Raw genomic sequence first — 15549 nt, 5'->3', positions numbered from 1 at the left:
CGCTTGCCTGAAAGGCCGCGCGCGAGTAATTTGGCGCGATATTTTTTACCTCCCGTAAACAGGATTACTGCAATGCCAAGAGCGAACGAAATTAAGAAAGGTATGGTACTGAATTACAACGGCAAACTGCTGATTGTGAAAGATATCGATATTCAGGCACCGAGCGCCCGTGGCGCAGCAACGCTGTACAAAATGCGCTTCGCCGACGTCCGTACCGGCCTGAAGGTGGAAGAACGCTTCAAAGGTGACGATATCGTGGATACCGTGACCCTGACCCGTCGCTACGTTGATTTCTCCTATATCGACGGCAACGAATACGTGTTCATGGATAAAGAAGACTATACCCCGTATATCTTCACCAAAGATCAGATTGAAGAAGAGCTGCTGTTCATTCCTGAAGGCGGGATGCCGGACATGCAGGTGCTGACCTGGGACGGCGTGCTGCTGGCGCTGGAGCTGCCGCAGACGGTCGATCTGGAAATCGTTGAAACGGCACCGGGCATCAAAGGCGCGTCTGCGAGCGCGCGTAACAAGCCGGCTACCCTGACCACCGGCCTGGTCGTACAGGTGCCAGAATATCTGTCTGCTGGTGAGAAAATCCGCATCCATATCGAAGAAAAACGCTATATGGGTCGCGCTGACTGATACGCTCAGCGTATCTCACGAAAAACCGGCCCTGAGGCCGGTTTTTGTATTTTGGCAGGTCGGAAAGCTGACAATATGCTTTACAGCAGCTCTGGATATTTCGTCATTTTCAGCGCCAGCTCAATACCGCGCACTTCCGCCATGCCCTTCAGACGGCCAATCGCCGAATACCCTGGGTTCGTTTTCTTACGCAGATCGTCCAGCATCTGGTGGCCGTGGTCCGGACGGAACGGGATAGGACGTAAATCCCCTGCCTTCTTACGGCGCGCCTCCTCCGTCAGAATGGCGTCCACCACCGCAACCATGTTCACGTCACCGCCCAGGTGCGCGGCTTCGTGGAAGGTTTTTGGGTTCTCTTCACGGCAGGTTGCGCGCAGGTGCGTAAAGTGAATGCGATCGCCGAAGGTTTCAATCATCCGCACCAGATCGTTATCCGCACGCACGCCGTAAGAGCCCGTACACATGGTGAAGCCGTTGTAGATGCTATCCACTGTCTCTTTCAGCCACTGCATGTCTTCAATGGTCGATACGATACGCGGCAGGCCGAGGATAGGGCGCGGAGGATCGTCCGGGTGAACCGCCAGCCGCACGCCAGCCTCTTCAGCCACCGGCACGATAGCGCGCAGGAAGTGCGCCATGTTTTCGCGCAGCTGGTTTTTATCGATATCGCCATATTCCGCCAGGCGCGCGCGGAACCTGTCGAGGGTATACCCCTCTTCCGCACCCGGCAGGCCAGCGATGATGTTGCGGACCAGCTTTTCTTTCTCCGCTTCGCTGGCGGCATTGAACCACGCCAGCGCCTGCTGCTGCTCATCGGCGGTGTAATCTGCTTCCGCACCCGGACGCTTCAGAATGTGCAGCTCAAAAGCCGCAAAGGCAATCTGATCGAAGCGCAGGGCCTTTGAACCGTCCGCCATTTCATATTCCAGATCGGTACGCGTCCAGTCCAGAATCGGCATAAAGTTATAGCAGACGGTATCAATACCGCAGGCCGCCAGGTTACGAATGCTTTGCTGATAGTTCGCAATCCAGGTTTCACACTCGCCGGAATGCGTTTTGATATCTTCGTGAACCGGAATGCTTTCCACAACAGACCAGGTTAGCCCTTTCTCGGCCAGCTGTGCCTGACGCTTTTGAATTTCCTCAACCGGCCACACCTGGCCGTTCGGAATATGATGCAGCGCCGTGACCACACCCGTTGCGCCAGCCTGACGCACATCATCAAGAGAAACCGGATCGTTCGGCCCGTACCAACGCCAGGTTTGTTCCATTGCCCCACCCTCGCAAGTTGTTATACCAATATGAATATCTTCGATGACGACTACCATACATGTTTACCGTCAGTGGTCAATACAGCAGGCGGCATTGATTGATCAAACTCACATAACGGGGATATTTACGGCTTACCAATTCAATTTGTTGTCATATAACTTTACACTGGCATTGTTAATTAATGGTTAATAAGGTGTGTATTTCATGAAGACTATTGCCTCCACCGCGCTTCCTGCCCACGTCCAGCAGCCCCGCTACGATCGCGCGCTACTGCGCTCCCGCATCGTCCATTTCGGCTTCGGCGCGTTCCATCGGGCGCATCAGGCGCTGTTAACAAACCGGGTACTTAACGCCAGAGGAGGCGACTGGGGTATTTGTGAGATTAGCCTTTTTAGCGGCGATGTCCTCATGAGCCAGCTTAGGGCGCAGGATCATCTGTTCACCGTGCTGGAGAAAGGCGCCGATGGCAACCAGCCCATCATCGTCGGGGCGGTAAATGAATGCCTGAATGCGAAACTCGACTCGCTTGCCGCCATCATCGAAAAGTTCTGCGAACCGCAGGTGGCGATTGTCTCGCTCACCATTACCGAAAAGGGGTATTGCATCGATCCGGCAACCGGCAGGCTGGACATGCAAAACGGCCGCATACTTCACGATCTGGAACACCCTTCCGAGCCGCATTCCGCGCCGGGGATCCTGGTCGAAGCGCTTCATCGCCGCCGGGAGCGGGGGCTACCGGCGTTTACCGTGCTCTCCTGCGATAATATCCCCGACAACGGCCACGTTGTGAAAAACGCCGTACTCGGCATGGCCGCGAAGCGGTCCGCAGAGCTGGCCGGCTGGATAGAGGCGCACGTGAGCTTCCCTGGCACCATGGTCGACAGAATTGTTCCCGCCGCCACCGACGCCTCGCTCGCGGAAATTACCCGGGAGCTGGGCGTTGACGATCCGTGTGCCATCAGCTGTGAGCCGTTCATTCAGTGGGTGGTGGAAGATAACTTTGTCGCCGGACGCCCGGAGTGGGAAGCCGCAGGCGTGCAGATGGTGCAGGACGTTCTGCCCTGGGAGCAGATGAAGCTGCGGATGCTGAACGGCAGCCACTCCTTCCTCGCTTATCTCGGCTACCTTGCCGGACACGCGCATATTAATGAATGTATGCAGGACGACAGCTTCCGCGAGGCCGCCCGCAGGCTGATGCTGAACGAGCAGGCGCCAACGCTGCGCATCACCGACGTCGATCTTACGGCGTATGCCGACAGCCTCATCGAGCGGTTTGCGAACCCGGCGCTACAGCACCGCACCTGGCAAATTGCAATGGACGGTAGCCAGAAGCTGCCGCAACGCATGCTGGACGGGATCCGCGTGCATCTTGCGCGCCAGACCCCCTGGCCACTGCTGGCGCTGGGCGTCGCAGGCTGGATGCGCTACGTCAGCGGGACGGACGACCAGGGCAACGCCATTGACGTGCGCGATCCGCTGAGCGAAAAGTTTAGGGCGATTGCTGAAGCCAGCAGCGACGCGGAGCGCGTTAACGCCCTGCTGACGCTGAAAGAAATTTTTGGCGACGACCTGCCGCAAAATCCTGTCTTTGTCGACGCGATAGCCGGGGCGTACCGGCGCATCGCCCGCCTCGGCGCGCGTCAGGCCGTTATCGAAACGTTAAAAATTTAGCGATTATTGCGTTTAAGGCGAACGGCATTGCGCTCCGTTCGCCCTCCCTCTTCTCAATGCCCGTTTTTTTCGTCAGGATGATAGATAGCTGTTAGTACATCATAATTATCTATCGGAGCGCACGTGACCAAAACCAATCTGATCACCGGTTTTCTCGGCAGCGGTAAAACTACGTCCATCCTGCATTTGCTGGCCAATAAAGATCCGTCGGAAAAATGGGCCGTGCTGGTAAACGAATTTGGCGAAGTCGGCATCGACGGCGCGCTGCTCGCCGACAGCGGCGCGATGGTAAAAGAGATCCCGGGCGGGTGTATGTGCTGCGTGAATGGTCTGCCGATGCAGGTCGGGCTTAATACGCTGCTGCGTCAGGGCAAACCGGACCGCCTGCTGATTGAACCTACCGGGCTGGGTCATCCGAAGCAAATTCTCGATTTACTGACCGCGCCGGTATACGAGCCCTGGCTTGAGCTCCGCGCGACGCTTTGCCTGCTCGACCCGCGCCAGCTGCTGGATGAAAAAGCGGTCAATAACGACAATTTCCGCGACCAGCTCGCCTCGGCAGATATTATCGTTGCGAATAAATCCGATCGCGCGACGGCCGAGAGTCAGGCCGCGTTCGAGGCCTGGTGGCAGCAGGCTGGCGGCGGACGTCAGCTTGTTCAGGCGACTCAGGGTAATATCGATGGCGCCCTGCTGGATCTCCCCCGCCTCAACCAGACGCCGCTGCCTGCCAGCGCGGCGCATTCCCATAGCCACGGCGTGAAGCACGGTCTGGCTGCGCTGAGCCTGTCAGAACATCAGCGCTGGCGTCGTAACCTGAACAGCGGCCAGGGGCATCAGGCGTGCGGGTGGATCTTCGACGCCGACACGGTTTTCGATACCATTGGCATACTGGAGTGGGCGAGGCTGGCCCCGGTTGAACGGGTTAAGGGGATCATGCGCACCCCGGATGGGCTGGTTCGCATTAACCGTCAGGGCGAGGATTTCTTCATTGAAACGCAGAATGTTGCGCCACCCGACAGCCGAATAGAGTTAATAAGTGCGGTTAACGCCGACTGGAACGCTCTTCAGTCCACCCTGTTGAAGCTTCGTTTAAGTTCGGGCGGCTAACGTTGCCCCTGGTTTATTGCGTGCTGAAGACTATGACGACTCGACTTCCTGCTATTTTATTGCTTAATGCTGCCGGCCTGGCGATCTTTTTCTCCTGGTATATCCCGGTGGATCACGGCTTCTGGTTCCCGCTGGATTCTGGTCTTTTCCACTTCTTTAACCAGGCGCTGGCGAAGAGTGAGGCCTTCCTGTGGCTGGTCGCGATCACCAACAACCGCGCCTTTGACGGCTGTTCGCTGCTGGCAATGGGCTGCCTGATGCTCTCCTTCTGGCTAAAAGAGGACAGCGCGGGTCGTCGACGCATTCTGATTATCGGGCTGGTGATGCTGCTGTCCGCGGTCATCATCAACCAGCTGGCGCAGCACCTGATGCCGGTTAAACGCGCCAGCCCGTCGCTCACCTTCCCGAATATTAACCGCGTCAGCGAGCTGCTGCACATTCCGACAAAAGACGCCTCTAAGGATAGCTTCCCGGGCGACCACGGTATGATGCTGCTGATTTTCGCCGGCTTTATGCTGCGCTATTTCGGTAAAAAAGCCTTCGCGGTAGCTCTGGCGATCGTGGTGATATTTGCATTCCCGAGGGTGATGATTGGCGCTCACTGGCTGACCGATATCGCGGTGGGTTCGCTTACGGCGGTGCTGATTGGTTTACCATGGGTTCTGATGACCCCCCTCAGCGATCGCTTAATAATGATGTTTGATCGTTATCTTCCCGGTAAATTTAAACAAACCGAAAACAAATAAATAACCAAAATTAACATCATTCATCAGGGATTGTTTTCGATCCCTGATTTATTTCGTCTCCGACGCGCGCCACGCTGTCATCATCCCGTCATACCGTTCGTGATAAAAATGAAGCAATTGCAGGGTTTACGGGCATCTTCGACGCTATTTTGAGCAATTGCGCGCTGTAACGTTGTGTATCACAATTTCTTATAAAAAATCAGACTTTTTTGCTCGCAATGCCCCTTGCAATCGGTTAACCTCGAACTCGTTTTGCCCCACGGAGATAATTATTTTCGTGGTGAATAATTTTGTGCGTTGCGCCACAGTTTTCACCATAAAGAATTGTCTCATTGTGAACAGATAATTAGTCTCGTCACGGTTGGCATTTTTATAACGATTTTTTTCGTTAAGGACTTCAAGGGAAAATAAACAAAATGGTCAAATCTCAACCAATCTTGAGATATATCATGCGGGGGATCCCGGCGATTGCAGTAGCGGTTCTGCTTTCGGCATGTAGTACAACCAATACCGCCAGGAATATGCATCCTGAGACGCGTGTTGTGGGAATGGAAGATTCCTCTTCACTGCAAGCCTCTCAGGATGAATTTGAAAATATGGTACGTAATCTGGACGTGAAGTCCCGCATTATGGACCAGTATGCTGACTGGAAGGGCGTGCGCTATCGCCTGGGCGGCAGCACCAAGAAAGGTATAGACTGTTCCGCATTCGTGCAGCGTACGTTCCGCGAGCAGTTTGGGTTAGATCTTCCGCGTTCTACTTATGAACAGCAGGAGATGGGCAAGTCCATTTCGCGTTCTAAGCTGCGCACCGGGGATTTAGTTCTGTTCAAAGCGGGTTCAACCGGTCGACACGTTGGCATCTATATCGGTAACGATCAGTTTGTCCATGCCTCCACCAGCAGTGGTGTGACGATTTCCAGCATGAACGAGCCTTACTGGAAGAAGCGCTACAACGAAGCGCGCCGCGTTCTGAGCCGCAGTTAATCTTGCTGTCGTATCGTTGGTTATCCCTTGGCTGGCGATACGATAAAAAAAACACTGCTCCGGCAGTGTTTTTTTTTGCCCGTTACACTGATAGTTATTCAGCGGCATTTCAGGAATCACGACATCTATGTTTACCCGCTACTTCTCCAGTAACCGCAGGATACTGTTTCTCAGTTTTCTGACGGGGTTATTTACCGCCCTGCTTCTGGGTGCGTTACAGTTTTACTGGAGTTATCACAAGCGAGAAGTCAGGTACGATACCCTCATTACGGATTTAAGCGTCTACATGGAGAGCTTTTTCGACGAGCTCAAAACCTCCATTGATACGCTCCAGCCGCTCACGCTGAACAGCTGTGACGAAGTCAGCGCGGCGCTGACCTCGCGCGCGGCCTTCAGCCTTAACGTGCGCGCCTTTTTGCTGGTCAGGGATAAACAGGCCTTCTGCTCCTCGGCAACAGGTCCGATGAATACCCCGATGGAAACGCTTATCCCTCAGCTACATATCAGCAAACCTGTTGATATCGCGCTTCTGCCGGGCACGCCCATGCTCCCGGATAAGCCCGCGATCGCCATCTGGTATCGTAATCCGCTGGTGAAAGACGGCGGCGTATTTACCTCCGTGAACATCAACCTGACGCCTTACCTTCTCTATACGTCACGTCAGGATGAATTTGCCGGAATATCGATCGTTATTGGCGATTCCGCGTTATCCACCCAGTCCGGAATGCTGGTTCAGGCGCGGGATTTGCCCGACGTCCCTGCCCGCACCGCCACGCTGAAAAATATTCCTCTGACCGTAAACGTCTACGCGCAAGAGTGGACGACCGATGAACTGCTCTACGCCGTGTTTTTCGGCCTGGTCTGCGGCATCGCGGCAGGTCTGCTGAACTTCTATATTCTCACTATTCGACTTAATCCCGGAAAAGAGATCCTCACGGCCATCAAGCGCGACCAGTTCTACGTTGTCTATCAGCCGGTCGTGGATGCGCAGTCGCTCAGGATGACCGGGCTGGAAGTCCTGATGCGCTGGAAGCACCCGGTGATGGGGGAAATCCCACCGGACGCGTTTATCAATTTTGCCGAAGCGCAGAAGCTGATTGTTCCGCTGACGCTGCATCTTTTTGACCTTATCGTGCGCGATGCCCCCGTTCTGCAAACCCTGCTTCCCCCCGGCGCCAAGTTTGGGATAAACATCGCGCCCGGTCATCTGCATTCGGAAAGCTTTAAAGAGGATATGCGCGCGTTTGCCGCCGCCCTTCCCCCCGATCACTTCCAGATTGTGCTGGAAATAACCGAGCGCGACATGATCAACCACCGCGAGGCTAACCAGTTGTTCGAATGGCTGCACGATGAAGGATTTGAAATCGCCATCGACGATTTTGGCACCGGCCACAGCGCGCTCATCTATTTAGAACGCTTCACGATGGATTACCTGAAAATTGATCGCGGCTTCGTGAACGCCATTGGGACGGAAACCGTGACCTCGCCAGTGCTTGATGCGGTGCTGACGCTGGCGGGACGCCTGAATATGTTAACCGTCGCAGAGGGTGTCGAAACGCCGGAGCAGGCGGCGTGGCTGCGCGAGCACGGCGTGAACTATCTCCAGGGCTACTGGATCGGCCGCCCGATGCCGCTGGAGCAGTTTAAGACGTGGCAGCCCAGCGTTACGCTCGGGGAATAATTTCACAATCGCGGCGCAGTCACTTATTATTCTGTTCAACCGAGCCTGCCTGTGAACAAAGGGATCCGCCGCACTATGATTATGCGCGTTGTACTGATGCTGTTGGCGCTGGTGAGCCTGCCCGGCCAGGCGCAGACCATCAAAGAAAGCACGGCCTTTGCCGTCATAGGCGAGCCGAAATACGCGGTTAACTTTACCCACTACGATTACGTGAATCCCGCCGCGCCCAAAGGCGGGAGCGTGACGCTTTCCGCCACGGGCACGTTTGATAACTTTAACCGCTTTGCCCTGCGCGGCGTGGCGGCAGCCCGGACCGAATCGCTTTACGACACGCTGTTCGTTACCTCCGACGACGAGCCCGGCAGCTATTATCCGCTGGTTGCCGAGAACGTGCGTTACGCCGACGATTTTAGCTGGGCAGAAATCGCCCTTAACCCGCGGGCGCGCTTTCACGACGGCACCCCGGTTAGCGCCCGCGACGTGGCGTTCACCTTTCATAAATTTATGACCGAGGGCGTTCCCCAGTTTCGTCTGGTGTACAAAGGCACCACGGTAAAGGCCATCGCTCCGCTGACCGTACGAATCGAGCTGAGCGAACCGAACAAAGAGAATATGCTGAGCCTGTTCTCACTGCCCGTGATGCCCGAGTCATTCTGGAAGCACCACAAGCTGAGCGATCCTCTCTCGACCCCGCCGTTAGCCGGCGGGCCGTATCGCATCACCGACTGGCGGATGGGCCAGTATGTGATCTATTCCCGCGTGAAGGACTACTGGGCTGCCGGGCTGCCGGTAAACCGCGGCCGCTGGAACTTCGATACCCTCCGCTACGACTACTATCTTGACGACAACGTGGCCTTTGAGGCGTTTAAGGCAGGCGCGTTTGATCTGCGCGTGGAGAACAGCGCCAAAAACTGGGCCACTCGCTATATCGGCAAAAACTTCGACAGAGGCTACATCGTTAAGGACGAACATAAAAACGAATCCGCGCAGGACACGCGCTGGCTGGCGTTTAATATTCAGCGCCCGGTCTTTCACGATCGTCGGGTGCGCGAAGCGATTACCCTGGCGTTTGATTTTGAATGGATGAACAAGGCGCTGTTTTACGGGGCCTACAGCCGGGCTAACAGCTATTTCCAGAATACCGAGTACGCCGCCCGGGATTATCCCCACGCGGATGAGCTGGTTTTGCTGGCCCCGCTAAAAGCGGAACTGCCGCCGGAAGTGTTTACCCGCGTATTTGAGCCGCCTACCTCTGACGGCAACGGGTTTGACCGCGAAAACCTGCTGAAAGCCAGCAGCCTGCTGGATGAGGCGGGCTGGGTGCTGAAAAATCAGAAGCGGGTCAATGCCCAAACCGGTAAACCGCTGAGCTTCGAACTGCTGATTGCCTCCGGGGCAAACGATCAGTGGGTGCTGCCCTTTAAGAAGAACCTTGCCCGGCTTGGGGTAACGATGAATATTCGCCAGGTCGATATGGCCCAGCTCACCAACCGCAAGCGCAGCCGCGATTACGACATGATGCAAAGCCTGTGGGCCGCGCAGCCGTGGCCGAGCTCAGATCTGCAAATCTCCTGGGCATCAGGCTATATTGACTCCTCCTATAACGCCCCGGGCGTCAAAAGCCCGGTGGTCGATGCCCTGATTGCGAAAATCGTGGCCGCCCAGGGCGACAAAGAAAAACTGCTGCCGCTCGGGCGCGCGCTCGACAGGGTGTTAACCTGGAACTATTACATGCTGCCAATGTGGTATATGGGTGAAGATCGCGTGGCGCGCTGGGACAAATTCTCCCTGCCTGCCGTGCGTCCCGTTTACACCCTGGGCTTTGACACCTGGTGGTATGACGTGAATAAAGCCGCAAAACTGCCCGCAGAGCGGCGTTAAGGAATTACGATGGGCGCTTATCTTATCCGCCGTCTGCTGCTGGTTATCCCGACGCTGTGGGCCATCATCACCATCAACTTTTTCATCGTCCAGATTGCTCCTGGCGGACCGGTCGACCAGGCGATTGCGGCAATAGAATTTGGCCACGCCGGCGGCATGCCGGGCGGCGGCGGCGAAGGGATGGGCGCCAGCCATGCCCGCACCGGCGTGGGGAATATCAGTGAAAGTCACTACCGGGGCGGCCGGGGGCTGGATCCGGAAGTGATCGCCGAGATCACCCATCGTTATGGTTTCGACAAGCCGCTTCACGAGCGTTATTTCAGCATGCTCTGGGATTACGTTCGCTTTGATTTCGGCGACAGCCTGTTTCGCAGCGCCTCGGTGTTAACCCTGATCAAGCAAAGCCTGCCGGTTTCCATCACGCTCGGGCTGTGGGGAACGCTGATTATTTACCTGGTCTCCATTCCGCTCGGGATCCGTAAAGCGGTCCACAACGGCAGCCGTTTTGATATCTGGAGCAGCACGTTCATCATCATCGGCTACGCCATCCCGGCGTTTCTGTTCGCCGTGCTGCTGATTGTCTTTTTCGCCGGCGGCAGCTACTTCGACCTCTTCCCGCTGCGCGGGCTGGTGTCAGCTGATTTCGACACCCTGCCGTGGTATCAAAAAATCACCGATTACTTCTGGCACATCACGCTGCCGGTGCTTGCGACGGTGATCGGCGGCTTTGCGGCGCTTACGATGCTGACCAAAAACGCCTTTCTCGATGAGATCCGCAAACAGTACGTCGTCACCGCGCGCGCCAAGGGCGTTGGCGAAAAGCAGATCATGTGGAAGCACGTTTTTCGTAACGCCATGCTGCTGGTCATTGCCGGTTTTCCCGCCACGTTCATCAGCATGTTTTTTACCGGCTCGCTGCTGATAGAGGTCATGTTCTCCCTGAACGGATTAGGGCTGCTGGGCTATGAGGCCACCGTCTCCCGTGATTATCCGGTCATGTTCGGCACGCTCTATATTTTCACCCTGATCGGCCTGCTGCTGAATATCATCAGCGATATCAGCTATACGCTGGTCGATCCCCGTATCGACTTTGAGGGCCGCTGATGTCGCGTTTAAGCCCCGTCAACCAGGCCCGCTGGGCCCGCTTTCGCCACAACCGTCGCGGCTACTGGTCGCTGTGGATCTTCGCCGTACTGTTCGTTTTAAGTATGTGTTCGGAGCTGATTGCCAACGATAAGCCCCTGCTGGTGCATTTCAAAGACCGCTGGTACGTGCCGGTGCTTGCCAGCTACACCGAAAGCGATTTTGGCGGCCCGTTTGCGACACCGGCCGAGTATCAGGATCCCTGGCTGCGCGAGCAGATAGCGCAGCACGGCTGGGCGCTCTGGGCTCCCATTCGGTTTGGCGCGAACAGCATTAACTTTGCCACGTCCACCCCCTTCCCTTCTCCGCCGTCATCGCAAAACTGGCTGGGAACGGACGCGAACGGCGGCGATGTGCTGGCGCGCATTCTCTACGGTACCCGCATCTCGCTTCTGTTTGGGCTGATGCTGACGCTCTTTTCAAGCGTGATGGGCGTCGTGGCGGGCGCCGTACAGGGCTATTACGGCGGGAAAATCGATTTGTGGGGACAGCGCGTGATTGAGGTCTGGTCCGGCATGCCGACGCTGTTTCTGATTATCCTGCTGTCGAGCGTGGTGCAGCCTGGCTTCTGGTGGCTGCTCGGGATCACAGTCCTGTTCGGCTGGATGGCGCTGGTCGGCGTCGTGCGCGCGGAGTTTCTGCGCACGCGCAACTACGACTATATCCGCGCCGCGCAGGCGTTAGGCGTGAGCGACCGCGCGATCATCTTCCGCCATATGCTTCCCAATGCGGTGGTGGCGACCCTCACCTTCCTGCCGTTTATACTGTGCAGCTCCATCACCACCCTGACGTCGCTTGATTTCCTCGGATTCGGTTTACCCCTGGGGTCGCCATCCCTTGGCGAGCTGCTGCTGCAGGGCAAAAACAACCTCCAGGCTCCCTGGCTGGGCATCACCGCCTTTCTTTCCGTGGCGGTGCTGCTTTCCCTGCTGATTTTTATTGGCGAAGCCGTCCGCGATGCCTTCGACCCCAACAAGGCGGTATGACATGACCCGGCCCCTTCTGAGTATTGAAAATCTGTCGATTGCGTTTTCAAAACAGGGCGAGTCGCGCACCGTGGTGACGGATTTATCGCTGCAGATCCAGCGCGGCGAGACGCTGGCGCTGGTCGGGGAATCCGGCTCAGGTAAGAGCGTCTCGGCGCTGTCGGTGCTGCGCCTGCTGCCTTCCCCGCCGGTAAGCTACCCGCAGGGGGATATCCTGTTCCATGGACAATCGCTGCTGAACGCCGACGAGCGCACCCTGCGCGGCATCCGTGGCAACAGGATAGCCATGATTTTCCAGGAGCCGATGGTGTCGCTCAACCCGCTGCATACGCTGGAAAAACAGCTCTGGGAAGTGCTGTCGCTCCACCGGGGAATGCGCAAAGAAGCGGCCCGGGGCGAGATCCTCGACTGCCTTGAACGTACCGGCATTCGCAATGCGGCGAAACGGCTGAACGATTTCCCGCACCAGCTTTCCGGCGGCGAGCGCCAGCGCGTGATGATTGCTATGGCCCTGCTGACGCGTCCCGAGTTGCTGATTGCCGATGAACCGACCACCGCGCTGGACGTCACGGTGCAGGCGCAAATTCTCCAGCTGCTGCGCGAACTGCGCGACGAGCTGAACATGAGCCTGCTATTTATCACGCACAACCTGAGCATCGTGAGAAAGCTCGCTGACGCGGTAGCCGTAATGCAAAACGGCCGCTGCGTTGAGCAGAATACGGCATCTGCCCTGCTGAGCGCGCCTCAGCACCCGTATACGCAGCGCCTGCTGGATAGCGAACCCTCCGGCGACCCGGTTCCTCTGGACGCCGGCAGCGCGCCGTTGCTGAAGGTTGAGGATCTGGCGGTGTCGTTCCCGATCCGCAAAGGCATTTTCCGCCGCGTGGTCGCCTGCAACCCCGTGGTGAAAAACATGAGCTTCTCGCTGCGTCCGGGCGAGTCGCTGGGTCTGGTGGGTGAATCCGGCTCCGGAAAAAGCACCACCGGCCTGGCGCTGCTGCGCTTAATCGCTTCCCGGGGCAGCATTGTTTTTGACGGCGTGCCGCTGCAAAACCTGAATCGCCGCGCGCTGCTGCCCGTCCGCCCGCGGATGCAGGTCGTATTTCAGGATCCTAACTCGTCGCTTAACCCACGGCTCAGCGTATTGCAGATTGTTGAAGAGGGCCTGCGCGTTCACCAGCCTGCGCTGACGGCACAGCAGCGTGAAAACGAGGTGAAACGGGTGATGGCGGAAGTGGGTTTAGATCCCGAAACCCGGCACCGCTACCCGGCCGAGTTTTCCGGCGGGCAGCGCCAGCGCATTGCGATTGCCCGCGCGCTGATCCTGAAACCGGCGCTGATCGTGCTGGACGAACCCACGTCGTCGCTGGACCGCACCGTGCAGGCGCAGATCCTGGCGCTTCTGAAGGGGTTACAGGAAAAACATCGGCTGGCCTATATCTTTATCAGCCACGATTTACAGGTGGTGCGCGCGCTTTGCCATCAGGTGATTGTGTTACGACAGGGAGAGGTCGTTGAGCAGGGTGAGTGCCAGCGCGTATTCACTGCGCCGACGCAGGATTACACGCGCCAGCTATTGTCCGCTGACTAGCACTCAGAAGGGATAGTGGCCGGAGAAAGGCTCGGCGATCGCTACGCCGAAGTTTTTCAGGCGACAGGTCGCGGCAAATTCGTCCTGGCTGTTGACGAACAGGCACGGCTCCCCTTCGCATTCCAGCACGGAGCTGTCCACTTCGATGTCCGTCAGCGCCTGGCTGAGACGCTCCATTACCGGCCACGCATTTTCATCGCTCGGGCTGAGCAGCTTGAGCGCCACCAGGCAATTATCTCCCCCTGCAACGCTTTGCGGAATCGGTTCAACTTTCGAACCTGCAAAACCCGCTGACCAGCGATAGCTCTGGGGCAAGCGATGGACAATGGAGAGTTGTAATGTATTCACGTTCATTTCCCCGGAAGCAAATTTACTTCACAATTTATTTACATTTATAGTAACACATCATCGCCAGCCTGCACTATTTAGCAGATTTTATAAGCGTTACAGGCTCACGTCGGCGCTATATGTACCCGTTTCTGCGATCTAACTCAACCTTTTTAAATACAATGGTGTGACTTTTTACATAAATAGATTTTACATAAAAGAAACAAACACAGGGTAAACGAACGAAGGGTTGGTTGATATGGGTCAACAAAAAGGCCCGTACCGGGCCTTAACTGTTTATTTATGCGCCGTCTTACGCGGCCGGCTGGCATAAAGATAGAAGAGAATGGAGCTGGTGGCGCAGAACGCTATCGCCCACAGCATCGGCCAGGCGGTATTAAAGGTCGCCATTGAAAGCAGCGCGCCGACAATGGCGCCGATACCGAAGCGGAACGTCCCCGCCAGCGACGAAGCGGTGCCCGCCATATGGGGAAATTCGTCGAGGATCACCGCCATCGCGTTAGAAGAGACCATCGACACGCATCCCACAAACGCCGCCACGCCCACCACCAGCGCCCAGAAGCCAACGCCCAGCAGTGCGCTCACCACCAGCCAGATGGCCATCACGAACTGGATCCACAGCCCGGCGCGGAACATATTCAGCGCCCCTACCCGCCGGACAAAGCGGCTGTTGATGATGGTCATCACAAACAGGAAGACGATATTCAGCGCGAAGTAGTAGCCAAAGTGCTGGGGTGAAACGTGGTTGAGTTCAATATAGACAAACGGCCCCGCGCTCAGGAACGAGAACATCCCGGCAAAGCTGAAGCCGCTGGCCAGCATATAGCTCAGGACGCGCTTATGGCGAAACAGCGAGGCAAAGTTTCCAAGCGTGGTACGGACGTGGAACTTCTGACGGCGCTCGACGGGCAGCGTTTCATCAATAAAGACGAAGATCATCACCGATGCCAGCAGCGCGGCAATCGCCAGGATCCAGAAAATCGCATGCCAGCTAAACCACACCAGCACCGCCCCGCCCACCATGGGGGCAACCAGCGGCGCAACTGTCGTGACCAGCATGACGAACGACATCATGCGCGAGAACTCTTCCTTCGGATAGACGTCGCGCATCAGCGCGTTAATCACCACGCTTGCCGCAGCCGCCGCCAGGCCATGGAAGAAACGCATCACGATCAGCTGATCGATACTCTGCGCCAGCGCGCAGGCCACCGCCGCCGCGGCAAAGATCAGCGTCCCGCCGAGGATAACGGGTTTACGCCCCAGGCTGTCTGCCATGGGGCCATAAAAAAGCTGGCCGAGCGCGAAACCGAGAATGTAGGTGCTGAGCGTCATCTGCGCGCTGCCTGCCGGAACGCCAAACTGCGCGGAAATCACCGGCAGCGCGGGCAGGTACATATCAATAGACAGCGGCATCAGCATGGCCAGCAGGCCAAGGATAAACACGATTTTAAACGACGAGTGTGGCCTGGTGGTCACAGGGTTCTCCTGA

The 15549-nt window shown here is 56.8% G+C and carries 13 protein-coding genes; 10 read left to right on the top strand and 3 right to left on the bottom strand.

The window, feature by feature from the left end:
* The first annotated feature begins 72 nt into the window (after nt 1-72).
* The gene (gene yeiP, locus MOQ06_RS06630) at nt 73-645 is read left to right on the top strand and encodes an elongation factor P-like protein YeiP (protein WP_008500940.1); all 573 of its coding nucleotides are present in this window, start codon (nt 73-75) and stop codon (nt 643-645) included.
* Nucleotides 646-725: 80 nt separating this feature from the next.
* On the opposite strand, the gene uxuA is transcribed toward yeiP, so the two are convergent.
* On the bottom strand, nt 726-1916 hold the full coding sequence (gene uxuA, locus MOQ06_RS06625) for a mannonate dehydratase (RefSeq protein WP_148419863.1): 1191 nt from the start codon (nt 1914-1916) through the stop codon (nt 726-728).
* Nucleotides 1917-2121: 205 nt separating this feature from the next.
* Between uxuA and MOQ06_RS06620 the strand changes: the two genes are divergently transcribed.
* From MOQ06_RS06620 to yejF, 9 genes are all read left to right on the top strand, one after another.
* Nucleotides 2122-3588, top strand: a complete 1467-nt coding sequence (locus tag MOQ06_RS06620; RefSeq protein WP_242172099.1) for a fructuronate reductase — start codon at nt 2122-2124, stop codon at nt 3586-3588.
* A 123-nt stretch (nt 3589-3711) separates the two neighbouring features.
* Entirely contained in the window at nt 3712-4698 is a 987-nt protein-coding gene (locus MOQ06_RS06615) for a GTP-binding protein (RefSeq protein ID WP_242172098.1), read from the top strand.
* Nucleotides 4699-4730: 32 nt separating this feature from the next.
* The gene (locus tag MOQ06_RS06610; RefSeq protein WP_193355616.1) at nt 4731-5444 is read left to right on the top strand and encodes a phosphatase PAP2 family protein; all 714 of its coding nucleotides are present in this window, start codon (nt 4731-4733) and stop codon (nt 5442-5444) included.
* 416 nt (nt 5445-5860) lie between these two features.
* Nucleotides 5861-6430 (top strand): bifunctional murein DD-endopeptidase/murein LD-carboxypeptidase, encoded by a 570-nt coding sequence (gene mepS / locus MOQ06_RS06605; RefSeq protein WP_148419867.1) that lies wholly within the window; start codon nt 5861-5863, stop codon nt 6428-6430.
* A 127-nt stretch (nt 6431-6557) separates the two neighbouring features.
* Nucleotides 6558-8111 carry a cyclic di-GMP phosphodiesterase gene (locus tag MOQ06_RS06600; protein WP_176609874.1) on the top strand — a complete coding sequence of 518 codons (1554 nt, stop codon included), beginning with the start codon at nt 6558-6560 and terminating at the stop codon, nt 8109-8111.
* A 75-nt stretch (nt 8112-8186) separates the two neighbouring features.
* Nucleotides 8187-9992, top strand: a complete 1806-nt coding sequence (locus MOQ06_RS06595) for an extracellular solute-binding protein (RefSeq protein ID WP_176609873.1) — start codon at nt 8187-8189, stop codon at nt 9990-9992.
* 9 nt (nt 9993-10001) lie between these two features.
* A complete protein-coding gene (locus MOQ06_RS06590; protein ID WP_148419870.1) occupies nt 10002-11096 on the top strand; it encodes a microcin C ABC transporter permease YejB in 1095 nt (364 codons plus the stop codon).
* On the top strand, nt 11096-12121 hold the full coding sequence (locus MOQ06_RS06585) for a microcin C ABC transporter permease (protein WP_193355618.1): 1026 nt from the start codon (nt 11096-11098) through the stop codon (nt 12119-12121). Before MOQ06_RS06590 ends, MOQ06_RS06585 begins: the two co-directional genes overlap by 1 nt.
* 1 nt (nt 12122) lies before the next feature.
* Nucleotides 12123-13712, top strand: a complete 1590-nt coding sequence (yejF, locus tag MOQ06_RS06580; protein WP_242172095.1) for a microcin C ABC transporter ATP-binding protein YejF — start codon at nt 12123-12125, stop codon at nt 13710-13712.
* Between the two features lie 3 nt (nt 13713-13715).
* Here the strand turns inward: yejF and MOQ06_RS06575 are convergent, their stop codons facing one another.
* Nucleotides 13716-14060, bottom strand: coding sequence for a YejG family protein (locus MOQ06_RS06575; protein WP_148419873.1), 345 nt, complete (start codon nt 14058-14060; stop codon nt 13716-13718).
* A 276-nt stretch (nt 14061-14336) separates the two neighbouring features.
* Nucleotides 14337-15536, bottom strand: a complete 1200-nt coding sequence (locus MOQ06_RS06570; RefSeq protein WP_148419874.1) for a Bcr/CflA family multidrug efflux MFS transporter — start codon at nt 15534-15536, stop codon at nt 14337-14339.
* Between the last annotated feature and the right edge of the window lie 13 nt (nt 15537-15549).

The sequence above is a fragment of the Enterobacter sp. I4 genome, assembly GCF_022669095.1.
Classification (GTDB): domain Bacteria; phylum Pseudomonadota; class Gammaproteobacteria; order Enterobacterales; family Enterobacteriaceae; genus Enterobacter; species Enterobacter pasteurii.
Note: the sequence above shows the minus strand (reverse complement) of the source record. Positions and strands in the feature narration are given on the sequence as shown.

What these genes read in the sequence shown, in the direction of transcription:
- yeiP (WP_008500940.1), top strand. Translation starts at nt 73, where the DNA reads ATGCCAAGAGCGAACGAAATTAAGAAAGGTATGGTACTGAATTACAAC.
- uxuA (WP_148419863.1), bottom strand. Translation starts at nt 1,916, where the DNA reads ATGGAACAAACCTGGCGTTGGTACGGGCCGAACGATCCGGTTTCTCTT.
- MOQ06_RS06620 (WP_242172099.1), top strand. Translation starts at nt 2,122, where the DNA reads ATGAAGACTATTGCCTCCACCGCGCTTCCTGCCCACGTCCAGCAGCCC.
- MOQ06_RS06610 (WP_193355616.1), top strand. Translation starts at nt 4,731, where the DNA reads ATGACGACTCGACTTCCTGCTATTTTATTGCTTAATGCTGCCGGCCTG.
- mepS (WP_148419867.1), top strand. Translation starts at nt 5,861, where the DNA reads ATGGTCAAATCTCAACCAATCTTGAGATATATCATGCGGGGGATCCCG.
- MOQ06_RS06600 (WP_176609874.1), top strand. Translation starts at nt 6,558, where the DNA reads ATGTTTACCCGCTACTTCTCCAGTAACCGCAGGATACTGTTTCTCAGT.
- MOQ06_RS06595 (WP_176609873.1), top strand. Translation starts at nt 8,187, where the DNA reads ATGATTATGCGCGTTGTACTGATGCTGTTGGCGCTGGTGAGCCTGCCC.
- MOQ06_RS06590 (WP_148419870.1), top strand. Translation starts at nt 10,002, where the DNA reads ATGGGCGCTTATCTTATCCGCCGTCTGCTGCTGGTTATCCCGACGCTG.
- MOQ06_RS06585 (WP_193355618.1), top strand. Translation starts at nt 11,096, where the DNA reads ATGTCGCGTTTAAGCCCCGTCAACCAGGCCCGCTGGGCCCGCTTTCGC.
- yejF (WP_242172095.1), top strand. Translation starts at nt 12,123, where the DNA reads ATGACCCGGCCCCTTCTGAGTATTGAAAATCTGTCGATTGCGTTTTCA.